12 protein-coding genes are annotated in these 16,202 nt (G+C 63.8%); 5 read left to right on the top strand and 7 right to left on the bottom strand.

Translation table 11 applies throughout. The features are described from left to right. The first annotated feature begins 22 nt into the window (after positions 1 to 22). Entirely contained in the window at positions 23 to 1,381 is a 1,359-nt protein-coding gene (locus NGK70_RS04770; protein WP_020307801.1) for an MBL fold metallo-hydrolase RNA specificity domain-containing protein, read from the top strand. Then, the gene (locus tag NGK70_RS04765; protein WP_107219997.1) at positions 1,378 to 2,895 is read left to right on the top strand and encodes a thymidine phosphorylase family protein; all 1,518 of its coding nucleotides are present in this window, start codon (positions 1,378 to 1,380) and stop codon (positions 2,893 to 2,895) included. The genes NGK70_RS04770 and NGK70_RS04765 overlap by 4 nt, the downstream gene beginning before the upstream one ends. A 160-nt stretch (positions 2,896 to 3,055) precedes the next feature. On the opposite strand, the gene NGK70_RS04760 is transcribed toward NGK70_RS04765, so the two are convergent. Beyond that, complete coding sequence (locus tag NGK70_RS04760) at positions 3,056 to 4,069, bottom strand: IS701 family transposase (RefSeq protein ID WP_251969112.1); 1,014 nt, start codon at positions 4,067 to 4,069, stop codon at positions 3,056 to 3,058. A 176-nt stretch (positions 4,070 to 4,245) separates the two neighbouring features. Here NGK70_RS04760 and NGK70_RS04755 point away from each other — a divergent pair, with 176 nt between their 5' ends. After that, positions 4,246 to 5,136 carry a LysR family transcriptional regulator gene (locus NGK70_RS04755; protein WP_003050005.1) on the top strand — a complete coding sequence of 297 codons (891 nt, stop codon included), beginning with the start codon at positions 4,246 to 4,248 and terminating at the stop codon, positions 5,134 to 5,136. Positions 5,137 to 5,154: 18 nt separating this feature from the next. On the opposite strand, the gene NGK70_RS04750 is transcribed toward NGK70_RS04755, so the two are convergent. Continuing rightward, positions 5,155 to 5,448 carry a helix-turn-helix domain-containing protein gene (locus NGK70_RS04750; protein WP_003050003.1) on the bottom strand — a complete coding sequence of 98 codons (294 nt, stop codon included), beginning with the start codon at positions 5,446 to 5,448 and terminating at the stop codon, positions 5,155 to 5,157. 106 nt (positions 5,449 to 5,554) lie between these two features. Here NGK70_RS04750 and NGK70_RS04745 point away from each other — a divergent pair, with 106 nt between their 5' ends. Next, on the top strand, positions 5,555 to 6,202 hold the full coding sequence (locus NGK70_RS04745) for a substrate-binding domain-containing protein (RefSeq protein WP_020307796.1): 648 nt from the start codon (positions 5,555 to 5,557) through the stop codon (positions 6,200 to 6,202). Positions 6,203 to 6,285: 83 nt separating this feature from the next. Here the strand turns inward: NGK70_RS04745 and NGK70_RS04740 are convergent, their stop codons facing one another. The 4 genes from NGK70_RS04740 to NGK70_RS04725 form a co-directional block, all read right to left on the bottom strand. Then, positions 6,286 to 7,566, bottom strand: a complete 1,281-nt coding sequence (locus NGK70_RS04740) for a tyrosine-type recombinase/integrase (RefSeq protein WP_251972219.1) — start codon at positions 7,564 to 7,566, stop codon at positions 6,286 to 6,288. A 203-nt stretch (positions 7,567 to 7,769) separates the two neighbouring features. Beyond that, on the bottom strand, positions 7,770 to 9,257 hold the full coding sequence (gene trpE, locus NGK70_RS04735; RefSeq protein ID WP_251972218.1) for an anthranilate synthase component I: 1,488 nt from the start codon (positions 9,255 to 9,257) through the stop codon (positions 7,770 to 7,772). A 370-nt stretch (positions 9,258 to 9,627) separates the two neighbouring features. After that, on the bottom strand, positions 9,628 to 12,720 hold the full coding sequence (locus NGK70_RS04730) for an efflux RND transporter permease subunit (protein ID WP_251972217.1): 3,093 nt from the start codon (positions 12,718 to 12,720) through the stop codon (positions 9,628 to 9,630). Between the two features lie 12 nt (positions 12,721 to 12,732). Beyond that, complete coding sequence (locus NGK70_RS04725) at positions 12,733 to 13,929, bottom strand: efflux RND transporter periplasmic adaptor subunit (protein WP_251972216.1); 1,197 nt, start codon at positions 13,927 to 13,929, stop codon at positions 12,733 to 12,735. A 377-nt stretch (positions 13,930 to 14,306) separates the two neighbouring features. Between NGK70_RS04725 and NGK70_RS04720 the strand changes: the two genes are divergently transcribed. Beyond that, positions 14,307 to 15,533: an IS110 family RNA-guided transposase gene (locus NGK70_RS04720; RefSeq protein WP_251969229.1), complete on the top strand. Its 1,227-nt coding sequence runs from the start codon at positions 14,307 to 14,309 to the stop codon at positions 15,531 to 15,533. A 179-nt stretch (positions 15,534 to 15,712) separates the two neighbouring features. Here NGK70_RS04720 and NGK70_RS04715 read toward each other — a convergent pair whose 3' ends face one another. Next, positions 15,713 to 16,174 (bottom strand): DUF2846 domain-containing protein, encoded by a 462-nt coding sequence (locus tag NGK70_RS04715; protein ID WP_251972215.1) that lies wholly within the window; start codon positions 16,172 to 16,174, stop codon positions 15,713 to 15,715. Between the last annotated feature and the right edge of the window lie 28 nt (positions 16,175 to 16,202).

Here is a 16,202-nt window from a genome sequence, read left to right as displayed (position 1 = left end):
CAACAAGCGAGGAGACAACTTCATGCTCTCACTGACCAGCCTGGGCGGTGCCGGTACCGTCACCGGCTCCAAACACCTGATCACATATGGCAGTACCCGCATCCTGATCGACTGCGGACTTTTCCAAGGACTGAAGAACCTGCGCGAGCTGAACTGGCAGCATCTTGTCGTTGAGTCCAAGGACATCGATGCGGTTGTACTGACGCACGCGCACCTGGATCATTGTGGATATCTCCCCCGATTGGTGCTGAACGGGTTCCGCGGGAAGATTTTCTCGACGCCAGCCACACGGGACGTCGCCGAACTCATCCTGCTCGACAGTGCTTGGTTGCAGGAGAAGGATGCCGAGTTCGCCAACCGGAAGGGATTTTCCAAGCACAAGCCAGCCCTTGCCCTGTATCGGGTCCGAGATGCCGAACGCACGCTCTTGCAGTTCAAGCCCGTGCCACTGCATCAGGAGACGGTATTGCCGGGCGGTGCACGCCTGGTTCTACGCAGGGCCGGCCACATTCTTGGAGCGGCGACGGCGCAGATCGACATCGGCGGCAAGCGTTTGGTGTTCTCCGGCGACCTGGGCCGCTATGACGATGCGGTCATGCCTGATCCTGAACCCGTCACGGAAGCGGACTACATCATCATCGAGTCCACCTATGGCAATCGTCATCATGACCGTTCCGATGCCGTCGAAGCGCTAGGCGACATCATCGAGCGTACGACTCGCCGCGGAGGCACCGTAGTGATTCCCGCTTTTGCCGTAGGACGCGCGCAGTCGTTGATCTATGACCTATGGCTGTTGCGACAGCGCGGTCGGCTCCGCAACGTGCCCGTCTATCTGGACAGTCCCATGGCCACCAGCGCAACTGCGCTGCTGCACCGCCATGCCGACGACCACAAGCTCGCTCAACACGATTTCGAGACGGCATTCTCAGAAGTCACATACGTGCGCGACGTTGAAGAGTCCAAGGCGCTATCGGCGAATCGATACCCCAAGGTGATTATTTCCGCCAGCGGCATGGCCACCGGCGGCCGCGTGCTGCATCACATAGAAGCGTTTGGCGGTAGCCATCAGAACACGCTGCTGTTCTCTGGATTCCAAGCAGCAGGTACGCGCGGGCGCAAGCTGCTTGAGGGCGCTCGCGAAGTCAAGATCCATGGACGCTGGATGCCGATCAAGGCAGAGGTCGCCGAGCTTGCGATGTTGTCGGCTCATGCCGACAGCGATGAGCTGATGCGATGGCTGCGCGGCTTTACCAAGGCGCCGGAAAGAGTGTTCATTGTTCACGGTGAATCTGATGCCTCTGAGGCGCTGCGCGAACGTATCCAGCGCGAACTCAATTGGCACGCATCGGTGCCCATGCAAAACCAGGAGTTCGCCCTGTGAGTGCCCGCATCACGCCCCAGACACCCGCCTTGCAAGCATTGCGCATGCGACTGCATGCCCAGCATCAACCCGTCGTCTTGATGCGGACCGACTGCCATGTCTGCCGTGCCGAAGGGCTGGCACCGCGGTCACAGGTACTGATCATCGCCGGCGACCGAACTGTGCAAGCGCTGCTGTACCAAATCGACAGCGATCTGCTCAAAGCCGGACAGATCGCTCTGTCCGAGGCCGCCTGGGATGCCCTGGACATCCATGAGGGCGATTTTGTGCAGGTTCGGCATCCGCCAATGCTCGAATCGTTGTCGGCCGTGCGTGCGCGAATTCACGGCCACCGACTGCAAACGACGGAGTTGCAGGCGATCGTCCGTGATGTGGTCGATGGTCGCTATACCGATGTCGCACTTTCGGCCTTCCTGACCGCAACGGCGGTACTGCCTCTGGATATGCAAGAGACCATCCATCTCACCCGTGCGATGGTCGATGTCGGAGATCGCCTGCAATGGCAGGCTCAGATTGTTGTGGACAAGCATTGTGTGGGCGGATTACCGGGAAATCGCACCACGCCGTTGGTGGTTGCCATCGCCGCAGCCAATGGATTGGTGATGCCCAAGACCTCATCACGCGCCATCACCTCTCCCGCTGGCACGGCGGACACCATGGAAACGCTGGCTCCTGTAGACCTGGACCTGGATACGCTCAGAAAGGTCGTGGAGAAAGAGGGTGGATGCGTGGCGTGGGGCGGCGCGATGCACCTGAGCCCTGCGGACGACATCTTCGTGCGTATTGAGCGTGAACTGGATATTGACACCCAAGGACAACTGATTGCCTCGGTGTTATCCAAGAAGATTGCGGCAGGGGCGACCCACATCGTGATCGATATTCCGGTTGGGCCAACCGCAAAAGTCCGCAGCCGGGAAACTGCCGAGCACCTTGCGCATCACCTTTCAGAAGTCGCCGCGTCATTTGGCCTTGTATTGCGTTGCCTGTTTACAGACGGGAATCAACCTGTCGGAAGAGGTATCGGCCCGGCGTTGGAGGCGCGCGACGTGTTGGCCGTGTTGCGCAACGAGGCGGATGCGCCGCAAGACCTATGTGACCGCGTGGCGTTGGTGGCGGGTGCGGTGCTTGAGCTTGGCGGCGTCGCCAAAGAAGGGGAGGGATTTCGGTTGGCTCATGAGACGATCAGCAGTGGCCGCGCGTGGGAAAAATTTCAGAGAATCTGCGCGGCACAGGGGGGATTTCGTGAGCCGCCCCAAGCTCTCTATGTCGAACCGCTTCTGGCAACCACTTCAGGCCGAGCAGTACACATCGACAACCGTAAGCTTTCTCGTTTAGCCAAATTGGCCGGTGCGCCTGAGAGTCCAGCCGCAGGGATTCAATTGCAGGTGCACTTAGGTGACGAGATAACACGAGGACAGCCATTGATGTTTTTGCATACGCAAACCTCTGGAGAGATGGCCTATGCACTTGCATACGTACAAGACATTGGGGACATTGTAAAGATTGACCCTTAGCGCCGTAGATAAACAGGGCTCTTGAATGCTCGGTCAAACACAGCCCGATCTCTCGTTTGGAAAAGTTGAACGCCTACATCTCATGCTCAAGAACACATGAATAGGACTTACGCAGGGTCACTTCAGCTAGCGCAATGATTCGCCATTTCGACTCAATATGTCAGATGGGTGCCATGCGAATGGTTGGTGACCGAAGTTCCTTCTTGAGGAATTCCGAGAGGATTCCCTTCTTCAGGCTGTAGATGTTTGTCTTCAGCGCTTTGGCCGTCTCGCAGAGGTGGACCCAGGCCAATATCGCGCAGGCGATGTGATTCTTCTGTGACCGGGCCATTCTGCACTGACATTTTTCGATGCCAAGAACCTGCTTGATCTCCCTGTGGTACTGCTCAATCTTCCAGCGCACGGCACACATCTCATGCGTATCGTCCGTCGAATCTTGAGATAGGTCGTTTGTCACAACCCAGTCCGTGCGATTGGTATCAACCACAACCCGGAACAGTTTCAGCTTGATGTCACTGGGAAACTTGAACAGTTTGACGTGTTTGCCATGCACATGTTCTTGGGCACTCCACTGCAGCGTACTGACCGCCTTGTAGGGCTGCTGGCCTTGGCTGTCGTCAACCTTGCGATTGCTCTTGAGCGGGCAGTAGAAGTGCTTGCCCGCCCGGTGGATGTGCTTCATCAGATCCATGGTGGCGTACCAGGAGTCCATCAGCACGGTGCGAAAGGGCAGCTTCTTGTGCGCCATGGCATTGTCGAACATCTCCTGGACATGATCCAGCTTGGACTTGCCGTCTTCGTCAGGCGCATAGATGCGCCAGTCGATGATCCAGTAGTGGCCGGTCTTGATGTTCACGTACAGGCAGTTGACCACCCCAATGCCCTTGATCAGGCCGTGGGCGTTGCCGCTGTACTGTTTGCGCACCAGCTCGATTTTGTGCGAGTGGTTCTTGTCCAGAACGCTGTCATCGAAAACCAGGCAGGCATCGTCGTCAAATTCGATGTTTCGTCGGGCCAGATTCCAGACATCGGCCGGGCTGATATTGGCAGCCTGCAAGTAGCGATTTATGGCGTCATGAGAAAACCTCTGATGGTGATCCGCAAAATAGGTCTGCGTGTAGTTGATTTGTGTGGATATCAGAAATTGGCAGTAGTCTCGGCTCGTGGGTTTCATGGTGAATATATTATCACAAATACCACGAAATCGGCGCCGATATATTAAATAATCTAGTTTGATTTAAACGTTTGCGTAAGTCCTAATGAAAAAACATCGCTTAAAAGAGGTTTTCAACGCGCATAGCGTGGAGCAAACAGAAGGAGGTCGTCAGCGCCTGTATAGGAACATTGCTCATGGAACTGCGGCATCTGCGTTGCTTTATCGTTTTGGCCGAAGAGCTTCATTTCACACGGGCGGCTGAGCGTCTTCACATTGAGCAACCTCCTCTGTCCCGCGCCATCAAGGAGCTTGAGGACGAGTTAGGCGCTGTGCTCTTCGACCGGGACCGCCGGGGCACCCGACTGACCGCTGCGGGTGCCGTGTTCCTGCAGGACACTCGCCGGCTATTCACCGTCCTGGAGCAGGCCCGCGAGAACGTCAAGGCTGTCGCGGCGGGCTTGCGAGGCAGCCTGCGCATCGCCGTATCCGACGGCGCGCTCGATCCCCGGCTGTCGGCGTTTCTAGCCCGTTGCCGTGCCGAAGAACCCGAGATCGAGATACGGATGTCCGAAGTGCCTTTGGCCGAGCAGTTGCGCGGCCTGCGCTCGGGCGACTTCTGCATCGGATTCGCTCATACCGCCGACGTCGGTGATGGCATCGTCGCCGAACCTATCTGGCAGGACCCGCTGGTGGTCGCCTTGCCAGCCCGGCACGCACTGCTCGTCCACAAGGAGGTTCCACTCCATGAACTCCGGGGGCATCCTCTTGTCCTGTGCGATCCCCAGGTGTGCGAAGGCTACTGCCGCGAGTTGGCGCGCCTCCTGCAGACCCAGGAACACAAACTGAATGTCGTTGAGGAGGTTTCCTCGCTGGACATGATGCTCACCTTGGTCGGTGCCGGCTACGGCGTGGGCTTCATGACGGCGACCAAGATTCCGGTCAGCCAGCGACCGGACGTGGTGATCCGTCCATTGGCGCTGGATACAGCCGTGATCACCACCTACCTGCTTCGACTCGAAAGCAGCAACTCATCGGCTTCGCTGGTGCGATTTATCGACCGCCTCCGGGACCCTTCGAGCGACTGACGCAACGGACCGCACCACTTAAGATTGGGCATCGGCACGAAGATTGCGTTCCGTTGCACTCATCAGCTCTGCCGCACTTATGCTGAGGGCAGCGGAGATTTTCAGTATCAATGCGAGCGTGGGCATGTGCTCCCCACGCTCGATCTTGCCCATATGCGAGCGAGCTATACCAGCCATGGACGCGAATTCATCCTGAGCGACTCCCTGCGCCAAGCGGGCAGCACGCACCGCTTGGCCGAAGGCCAGTGCCGGCTCGGCTTCATAGGTGGTTGTGCCAGGGGGGCGGCCCGGTTGAACGCTGCGCTTCTGCATCACCAGAAGCGTCGATCAATCGACCGAATTTAACCACGTTAAAGATATCTCTTTTGGCTATCATGGTGGCTCGCCTTTTTGATCCGATCGCTTTGTGGGGGCTCTCATGCACGACGCCACCAGCCAGTTTTCCTTTTCCAATTTCAGGCTTGCCATAGCGCCTGGCGTACCGTCATCGCATCTTTCGGCATTGCTTGCGTTGCAGCGTGCGGAAGAGCCGGAAGTCACCATTTCGTTTCATGAGGTCACAGCCGATGATTTGATTGCGGGACTTCGGGAAGGCCGCTACGACGCGGGCATGACGCTTGAAGGATCGAGCGATCCGTCGCTGAAAAGCCAACCTCTATGGACCGAGAACATGGCCGTCGCCATGCCGTTGCGCTTTCCCTTACTTGACCAGGCGAAGCTCACGATCGCCGAACTGTTGGACTACTCCGTCTTTCGCTGGCCTGCAGAGAATTGCCCTTTGCTGGATCAGCGGCTGCCTTCTCTTCCCGCGGTGAGTCAACAGAACATTCAGCGTGTCTCTTCCTTCGAGATGATCGCGCTATGGGTCGCTGCCGGCTACGGCGTCGGGGTATCCGCGCAATCGCGCATTGAGCATGCGCAGGGATGGGGCATTCACACACGGCCGCTGTCTGACGGACCCTACGAGATCGTGACCCACCTGCAGCGGCCCTGCGGACAAGCCGACGTTGTTTCAGAGCGGTTCGAGCGCAGAGCACTGCAGGTCGCCAAGAATGCTCCAACCTAGTCGAGTGCCAATGTCCTCGTTCTGCGTCTTCAGTTCAAGGTGCTACACGTGCATTAGGCATTCCACTCGCCAAGCAGCAGACATCACTCGCGCTCTGTGACACGGAGCAGCGCCGTTCTACGCTTCGACATGGGGCCAAACGCCTTCGTGACCCCTTCAACGGGTTTCCCTGCCTGCAATGAGTCAAGGATGTCAGCCCAGTCCTGCATGATTACCTTGCGGGACTCCACAAACTTCGTGTGATCGTAGGGCGCGCGCGATGAGTCCTTGCTCTTTTTGGAATGAGCGAGTTGAAGATCGACCCGCTTCTCCGGATATCCCAACAGTCCAAGGATCGTCGTTGCGGTCGAGCGGAAGCCATGGGACGAAAACCGTCCGCCATAACCCATGCGCTTGAGTGCTTGATTGAGCGTCGTTGCCGACATCACTTGTCCCGGCTTTCTGTAGCTCGGGAACAATACTTTGCCGCCGCCAGTTAGAGCATGTAGTTCCCTAAGAGCGGCCACCGCCTGCCGTGACAGGGGAACCAGATGGGGGCGTCGCATCTTCATGCGCTCGGACGGAATCGACCACATGGCGTTGTCCAGGTCGAACTCTTCCCAGGAGGCCTTGCGCAGTTCTACGGTGCGCACGTAGGTCAAAGCCATCAGCTTGAGGGCGAGGACTGTCGTCTGGTAACCCCCTTCGTTGTCCACACGATTGAGAAAGTCCGGGATCTCTGCCCATGTCAACGGAGGGTTGTGGCGGACCTGAGGGCGCTTGACCAGTCCCTTGAGCAAGGAGGCAGGATCGTATTCGCAGAGACCTTGGGCAGCCGCATAACTGAAGATTTGCCCACACCACTGGCGGATGAGGATCGCCACAGTCTTCGCGCCACGAGCCGCCACATCCTTGATGATGGGGCGCAGATGTGGAGCCCTGATGCTGCTGATCGGCAACTTGCCAATCCGGGGGAAAACATCCTTCTCAAGGTAGCTGGTGACCTGGTTGGTGTAGTACTCGCTCCAGTGAGCATTGCTGACGATCCACTCCCGAGCAACGGTCTCGAACGTGCGTTCGTATGTGTCGGCCTGGAGGGCGATCGCCGCCTTTTTCTCCACGATGGGGTCGAGGCCCTTCTTGACCAACGCCTTTGCCCGGTCCCGTTCCGCACGGGCTGCCTCCAGCGTGACCTTTGGGTACACCCCGATTGAGTACACCTGTTCAGCGCCGCCCAGCCGGTAGCGGTACCACCAGAGCTTGGAGCCGTTGGGCTGAACGCGCAAAAAGAGGCTGCCTCCGTCCCGGAGTTGGTACACCTTGGGCCTGGGCTGCGCCGTTTCCACTTTGCGCGCCGAGAGAAGATTGAGTGCTGTGAGTGCCATGTGTATAACGCCTCCAGTTTGGCCCGTTACACACTCCATTACACACATGAGCACTGGATTTGTCCAGCTTTCAGAATCGCTCGATGGACGATCAACCCTTTAAAAACATAGACTTAGAGTTGTTCCATGGAGGTTGATAGACGCCAGTAGACCTCAATCGTAGTTATCGATCATCAGCAGCATGGTGGTTCTCCCGGTGCGGTTCAGAAGCCTTCTTCGACCAGTTCGGCGGCGCGGATGACCGCGCGCATCTTCACCTCGGTCTCCTTCCACTCCATCTCCGGCACCGAGTCGGCCACGATGCCGGCGCCCGCCTGCACGTACAGCGTCTGGTCCTTGATGACGCCGGTGCGGATCGCAATGGCCACGTCCATGTCGCCGGCAAAGCTCAGGTAGCCCACCGCGCCGCCGTAGACGCCGCGCTCGCTGATCTCCAGCTCGTCGATGATCTCCATTGCGTGGATCTTCGGCGCGCCGCTGAGCGTGCCGGCCGGGAAGCTGGCGCGCAGCACATCCAGGCTGCTCATGCCGTCCTTCAGCACGCCCTCGACGTTGCTGACGATGTGCATCACGTGCGAGTAGCGCTCGATGCCGAAGGCCTCCGTCACCTTCACCGAACCGGTCTTGGCGATGCGGCCGATGTCGTTGCGCGCCAGGTCGATCAGCATCAGGTGCTCGGCGCGCTCCTTGGCGTCGGACAGCAGGTCCTGCTCATTGCGCGCGTCCAGCTCCGGCGTGGCGCCGCGCGGCTTGGTGCCGGCGATCGGGCGGATCGTGACCACCTTCTCCTGCTGCCCCTCGACCGTGCGCAGCTCCTGGCGCACCAGGATCTCCGGCGAGGCGCCGACGATCTGGAAGCCGCCCATGTCGTAGTAGTACATGTACGGCGAGGGGTTGAGCGAGCGCAGCGCGCGGTACAGGCTCAGCGGGTTCTCGGTGTAGCGCTTCTTGACGCGCTGGCCGATGACGATCTGCATGCAGTCACCCGCGGCGATGTAGGCCTTGGCCTTCTCCACCGCCGCCTCGAAGTCGGCCTGGCGGGTCTCATGTTCGACCGGGTGCGAGGGGCCGCGCCGAACCACCGGCGCCGTCACGCTGTAGCGCAGCTGGTCGCCCAGCTCCGACAGGCGCTTCTTGGCCGAGAAGTAGGCCTCCGGCGTGCGCGGATCGGCGTAGACGATCAGGTACAGCCGGCCCGACAGGTTGTCGATCACCGCCAGCTCCTCGGTCTGCAGCAGCTGGATGTCGGGCGTGCCGATGCCGTTGGGCAGGCGTTTGCCGGCCAGCTTCTTTTCGATGCAGCGCACCGTCTCGTAGCCGAAGTAGCCCGCCAGCCCGCCGCAGAAGCGCGGCAGCCCCGGGCGCAGCGCCACCTTGAAGCGCTGCTGGTAGGCCTCGATGAAGTCCAGCGGGTTGCCCTCGTGGCGCTCCACCACCTGGCCGTCGGTGACCACCTCGGTCACCCCGCCGGTGGCGCGCAGCAGCGTGCGCGCCGGCAGGCCGATGAAGGAGTAGCGCCCGAAGCGCTCGCCGCCGACGACGGACTCCAGCAGGAAGCTGTGCGGCTTGCCCCCGGCCAGCTTCAGGTACAGCGACAGGGGCGTTTCCAGGTCCGCAAAGGCCTCGCTGACCAGCGGGATGCGGTTGTAGCCCTGTTCGGCCAGGCTCTTGAATTCGAGTTCGGTGATCACGGTGTGCTCCGAAAAGAGGAACTGGGCCCACCGGCATGTTCGCGTCCGAAGAACACTCGGCGCACGCGGTCTGCCGCGGGCCTGGTTTGATCGTGTGGGGGACGGGGCGGATCGTCACCGCGCCAGACCCCTCGGGGTCGCGGGCCGTTGGCGCTCAGCGCCGCGGCGGCAAACAACAGCAGATCAGTGCTTCAGCGGGCCGGACTCGTCCTGGTTTCAGACCGAGACGGCCACGCCCGCTGCCAGGCGTGTGGTCAGCGACGCCAGGGCCAGGCTCCCCGGTCGTGCGACCCGGTCACCTGCGTGATGCTGCGTTTGCGCGGAAGGAACATGATGGGCGCGAAGTGTAGCAGCGGCTTTCCATGCGGCATCAAGCCGCGCCCCGGTGTGCCACGCGACCGGCATCGGCCGTGCGCCGGTGCGTCAGGCGCTGCACCCACTGCACCACGTCGTCCACGTAGGTAAACACCACCGGCACCACCAGCAGGCTCAGGAAGGTGCTGGTGATGAGGCCGCCGATCACGACGATGGCCATCGGCGCGCGGAAGCTCGGGTCCACGCCCAGGCCGAGTGCGATCGGCAGCATGCCCGCGCCCATCGCGAGGGTGGTCATGATGATCGGGCGAGCGCGCTTGCGGCAGGCGTCCAGCAGCGCCTCGGGGCGCGACAGGCCATGCTCGCGCCGCGCCAGCAGCACGTAGTCCACCAGCAGGATGGAGTTCTTGGTGGCGATGCCCATCAGCATGATCAGGCCGATCATCGAGGGCATCGAGATCGCCGTGTGCGTGACGAACAGCGCCAGGAAGGCACCTGGCACCGACATCACCAGCGCGGCCAGGATGGTCACCGGCTGCACGAAGTCGTGGAAGAGCAGCACCAGCACGATGTAGATGCACAGGATGCCCGCGCCCATCGCCAGCGCGAAGCCGGTGAACAGCTCGCCCATCGCCTCGGCATCGCCCACCGAGGTGCGCGTCACACCCGGCGGCAGCTTGCTCAGGCTGGGCAGCGCGAAGGCGGCGGCCTCCACCTCGCCCAGCGGCACCTGGTTCAGCTCGATCTCGAAGTTGATGTTGCGCGAGCGGTCGTAGCGATCGATCTGCGCCGGCCCGCTCTCCAGCGCCAGCGTGGCCACGTTGCCCAGCGGCACCGGGCCGCGTGCGCCCGGCACCGGCAGGCGCGCGAGCAGATCGAGGTCCTGCCGCGCGTCGGCGGGCAGCTTGACCACCACCGGCACCTGGCGCTCCGACAGGTTGAGCTTGGCCAGGCCCTGGTCGTAGTCGCCCGCGGTGGCGATGCGCAGCGTGTCGGCGATCGCCGCCGAAGTCACACCCAGGTCGGCGGCGCGGGCCGGGTCGGGCCGCACGATCAGCTCGGGCCGCTGCAGGCTGCTGGTCGAGTTCACGCCGCCGATGCCGGGGATGCTGCGCAACTCGCGCTCGACCTGCCTGGCGTGCTCGCCCAGCACGCGCCCGTCCTCGCCGGCCAGCACCAGCACGAACTTCTCGCTGCTGGCGCCCAGGCCGACCTTGAAGCGCGCGCCGGGGATCTCGGCCACCAGCTCGCGCAGCTGTGTCTCGATGGCCTGCTTGCTCAGCCCCGGGCGATCGCGACGGTGCGTCATGTTGATCGTCAACGTCGCCTTGCGGACCTCGGCGGCCTGCGGCGCGAAGGGGTCGCCCCCGGCCGAGCCGCCGCCGATCGCGGTGTAGACCAGCTTGACGTGCGGGTTCTTCTGCACCGCGATGCGGGCCTGCTCGGCCGCGGCGCGGGTCTGCTCGAAGGTGCTGCCCGGCGGCAGCGTGACCGTCACCTGGGTCTGCGAGAGGTCGTCCGGCGGCACGAAGCCGGTGGGCAGCAGCGGCACCAGCATGAACGAGCCGACGAAGAACACCGCCATGCCCAGCAGCGTGAGGATGCGGTGGTGCAGGCACCAGGCGGCCCAGCGCAGGTACCAGCGCAGCCAGCCGGGCTCGTGGTCGGCGCTCGGCTGCGGCTTGAGGAGGTAGGCCGACATCATCGGCGTGAGCATGCGCGCCACCACCAGCGAGAAGAACACCGCGATCGCCGCCGTCCAGCCGAACTGGACGAAGAACTTGCCAACGATGCCGGTCATGAACGCCGTGGGCAGGAACACCGCGATCAGCGTGAAGGTGGTCGCGATCACCGCCAGGCCGATCTCGTCGGCCGCCTCCATCGCCGCCTGGAAGGGCGTCTTGCCCTGCCGCAGGTGGCGCATGATGTTCTCGATCTCCACGATGGCGTCGTCCACCAGGATGCCCACCACCAGCGACAGGCTCAGCAGCGTCACCACGTTGACGGTGAAACCCATCAGGTACATCACCGCAAAGGTGGGGATCGCCGACAGCGGCAGCGCGGTGGCGGCCACGAAGGTGGCGCGCCAGTCGCGCAGGAACAGGAACACCACCAGCACCGCCAGCGCCGCGCCCTCGTAGAGCAGCGTCATCGAGCCCTCGTAGTTCTCCTGCACCGGGTCGACGAAGTTGAAGGCCTCGGTGATGGTGATGTCCGGGTGCTCGGCCTTGAGTTTGTCCAGCGCCAACTTGACGCCCTCGGCCACCTCCAGCTCGCCCGCGCCGCGCGAGCGGGTGATCTCGAAGCCCACCACCGGTTTGCCATTGAGCAGCGCCGCCGAGCGCTGCTCGGCCACCGTGTCGCTGACCGTGGCGACCTGGTCGAGGCGGATGTGCCGGCCATCGGCCAGCGTCACCTGCAGCGCCGCCAGCTCCTCGGCCGACGCCACCGTGGCGATGGTACGCACCGACTGCTCGCTGCCGCCGACGTTGCTGCGCCCGCCCGAAGCCTCCTGCTGCACCTGGCGCAGCTGGCGGGACACGTCCGCCGCGGTGGCATTGAGCGCCAGCAGCCGGGTCGGATCCAGCTCGACGCGCACCTCGCGGCTCACGCCCCCTACCCGGCTCACCGCGCCCACACCCTTGACCGCCAGCATGGCCTTGGCCACCTGCTTGTCGACGAACCAGGACAGCGCCTCGTCGTCCATGCGCGTCGAAGCCACCGTGTAGGTCAGGATCGGCTGGCCGGACAGGTCGACCTTGGCGATCACCGGGTCGCGCAGGTCGCCAGGCAGGTCGGAGCGGATGCGCGCCACCGCGTCACGCACATCGTCCACCGCCTCCTGGGTGCCCTTCTCCAGGCGGAACTCGGTGGTCACCACCACCGCGCCGTCCATCACGTTGGTGTAGATGTGCTTGACACCCTGCAGCGTGGCGATCGAGTTCTCGATCTTGCGCGCCACCTCGGTCTCCAGCTGGCCCGGCGCCGCCCCGGGCAGGCTGGCGGTGACCGTGACCATCGGCAGGTCAAGGTCCATGAAGTTCTGCACCTTCATGGCCCGGAAGGCCACCAGGCCCACCAGTGTGAGCAGGATGAACAGCAGGATCGAGGGGATCGGCTTGCGGATCGACCAGGCGGAAACGTTCATGCCGGTCGCTCCTCAGCGGGCCGCCACCGAAGCGGCTGGCGCGGGCACGGGGGCAGACGCGGGCCCATCCACCACCTTCACCAGGTCGCCATCCACCAGGAAGCCGGTGCCCGAGGCCACCACCCGCGCCGCGGCATCCAGGCCCTGGGTCACCTCGACCCGGTCCGCCGTGCGCCGGCCGGTGGCCACCTTGCTCATCACCAGCCGCCGGTCCGCGCCGACGCGGAAGACGTAGGCAAACCCATCGCGCAGCACCACTGCCGAGGCCGGCAGCGTCAGCGCGGGGCTGGCCTCCAGCGCCAGGTGGCCGCGGGCGAACATGCCGGCGCGGGCGCTGCCGGGGTTGGGCAGATCGACATAGATCAGGCCGTTACGCGTGGCCGCATCCACCGTGGGTGCCACCATGCGCACCGTACCGGTGAGCGGCTGGCCGCCCGGCGGCGTCAGGGAGGCGGCCATGCCGCGCCGCACCCGAGGCAGGTCCGCCGCCGACACTTCGGCGCGCCACTCCAGCCGGCCCTGGCGGATCAGGCGGAACAGCTCCTGCCCCGGGTTCGCCACCGCGCCCAGCGTGGCGGCGCGGGCGGTGATCACCCCGTCATCGGGCGCCAGCACGCGCGTCTGCGCCAGCCGCAGCTCCTGCGCCTTGGCCGACGCGCGAGCCGCCTCCAGCCGCGCCTGCGCAGTGCGCTCGGCGGTGAGGTTCTGCTCGATCTGCTGCTTGCTCCAGGCGCCGGACTCCTGCAGCTCGCGGGCGCGCCGCGCATTGGCCTGCGCCTCCTCCAGCTGGGCCTCGGCCTGCACCACCTGGGCGCGCAGCTGGGCCAGGTCGGCCTGCACCGTCTCGGTCGCAAACTCGGCCAGCAGCTGGCCGCGCCGCACCGTGTCGCCCACGTTCACCAGCACCTTGGCCAGCCGCAGGCCCGCCACCTCAGCGCCCACGCTGGCCTCCTGCCAGGCGGCGATGCTGCCGGTGGCCGGCACCTGCTGCGGCAGCTGGGCGCGCTGCGGGCTCACCAGCGTCACGGTCAGCGCCGGGCGGGGCGCCGCCGAGGCGGCCACCGCGGGCTTGGGCGCATCGGCCGCCCTGGCCACGCCAGGCCAGCCACCGGCCACGGCGAGCAGCCCGCCCAGCAGGGGCAGGCAACGCGAAGTCAGAAAAAAAGGCCGATCAGCGGCCAGGGGGCGAGCGGTTGGGGCGGCGTGCATGGGCGTCGGTGGGGACTCGGCTGCAGGAAGTCGCCCCCACGTCGAAGGCGACCAGCTGCAACGGTAACACCGGCTAACTGTCATGGCCCGGGCGGGTCACCCTGGATGATGGAAGACACTGAGGGTGTGCGGGCCTGAGCGGGTAGAGGTCGGTCAATATTTTGATGGCACTCGACCGCGATCGCTAACTTGACCCGCTGCCGACCACTCGTACCCAGGATTGCCTGCGGGCGCTGCTGAGTTCCTTGCGGAGCCCGGGCGCCCGACAGCCCACATTAAAGAGAGCCGCCAGGCTTTGTCCCGGCAGGCCGTTGGTCGGCGGCACCTGCGCGGGCCCGCACGCTTGTGATTGTTGTTCAAGCTGCAGGAGCCCGGCAATGGATCTGACCCCGATGCACAAACGCGTGATCGCGCTGGACGTACACCAGGCCAAGATCACCGCCTGTGCGGTGGTCGAGCATGACGATGGCCGAGTGGAGGTCACCAAGCGCGACTTCGGAGCCTTCAGACGCGACCGCCGTGCCTTGGCGCAATGGTCGCTGGAGATTCGGCCCGAGGTGGTGGTGATGGAGAGCACGGGGGTGTACTGGAAGAGCCCGTTTGCGGCGCTGGAGGCGGTGGGCATCATCGCGTGGGTGGTCAACGCGCGCCATGTCAAAGCTGTGCCCGGGCGCAAGACCGACATGGCCGATGCGCAGTGGCTGGCCACGCTGGCGCGTGCGGGCCTGTTGCGCGCCTCGTTCATTCCACCGGTGGACTTGCGCCAGCTTCGTCTGGTGGCGCGTCAGCGGCAGAAGCTCGTGGGCATGTGCAGCGCCGAGAAGAACCGGCTGCACAAGGTGCTGGTAGATGCGGGCATGCGCATCAACGTGGTGGTCAGCGACATCCACGGTGCCAGTGCACGCGCCATGGTCAAGGCGCTCATTGCGGGCCAAGCCATGTACGAGGTGCTGGATCAAAAGGGGCGCCTTCGGGCCAGCCGGGACGAGTTGTTCGAGGCCCTGAGCACCGAGCAGTTCAGCGCCGCGCACCGCTTCGTGGCCCAGGAGATCATGCAGCACATCGAGCACATCGAGACCCGCATCGCCCGCATGGACCAATACCTGCTGGACGGACTGCGCGCCTGGCAGCCGCAGCTCAAGCTGCTGCAGACCTTGCCGGGTATCGACATCCAGGGCGCGGCGATGCTGCTGGTGGAGATCGGCGCGGACATGGACGTCTTCGGCAGTGCCGAGCGGCTGGCCAGCTGGGTGGGCATCTGCCCGGGCAACAACGAGAGCGCGGGCAAGCGCAAGACCGGGCGCATCCGCAAGGGCAACGCCTGGGTCAGAAGGCTGCTGTGCGAGTTCGCCCAGGCTGCAGCGCGTACCCGCTGCGCGCTCAAGGCCAAGTTCGACGCGCTGGCCATTCGCAAGGGACACAAGAAGTCCATCGTGGCGCTGGCCCACAAGATGCTGCGTACCGTCTACGCCATGTTGGCCAACGGCACCCACTACCAAGACAAGGAGGTCGACTACGAGGCCCTGAACGTCCAGCGCAACGCCCCGCGCTGGCTCAAAATGCTGCGCAAGCACGGCTTCATCGCCACCCCCACCGCCACCTGAGACTCGCTTGCCTGCTGACCTTGCGGCCCCGACCAGCCTCAGGTCAGGCAGCCACACGTCCGCGCTTGGGTGTCTTCCACATTAACGACGCCAGCTCGGCAACGTGAATTGCATCACACAGGCGCCTCCAGCCCCGCGCTGCGCCCCCGCAGCCCCTCACCCGGCAGCCGCCGCCAGGCTCAGTTCGCCTTGACCGAGTAGGCCGCGCCGGACACGCAGTCACGCCCCTTCTGCGGCGACTCGAAGTGATCGATGGTGTAGGTGCCAAACCCCTTGCCGGTCACGCCGATCCAGAGGAAGGCCACCTCGCCGGCCTGCGTCTGGATGCTGATCCAGGGGCTGGACGTGCCGGCGATGCCGTCGTTGCGCATGCCCACCCCGTGCGTCCCGGGCTCGACCAGGGCGTGCACGAACATGTTCGGCTTGACCGCGCCGATGTCACGGCCGTCGACCATCACCTGCGTCGTGACGCCAGCCGCCACCAGCATCGCCGGCTCGCGGCAGACGTACAGGCTGGTCTTGCCGGCCACCGGCTTGAACTGCTTCAGCTCGGCTTCCACCGTCTTGTCACCGAGCTGCACGCTGCCGCAGCCCGTCAGGGTGACTACCGCCAACGCGGCGGCCCACAGCTTGATGGACATGGAACGCTCCTTCCTCGCGGGTTGAAAG

It is taken from the genome of Sphaerotilus microaerophilus, from assembly GCF_023734135.1.
GTDB lineage: Bacteria > Pseudomonadota > Gammaproteobacteria > Burkholderiales > Burkholderiaceae_C > Sphaerotilus > Sphaerotilus microaerophilus.
This window is presented reverse-complemented; position numbering and strand designations above follow the sequence as displayed.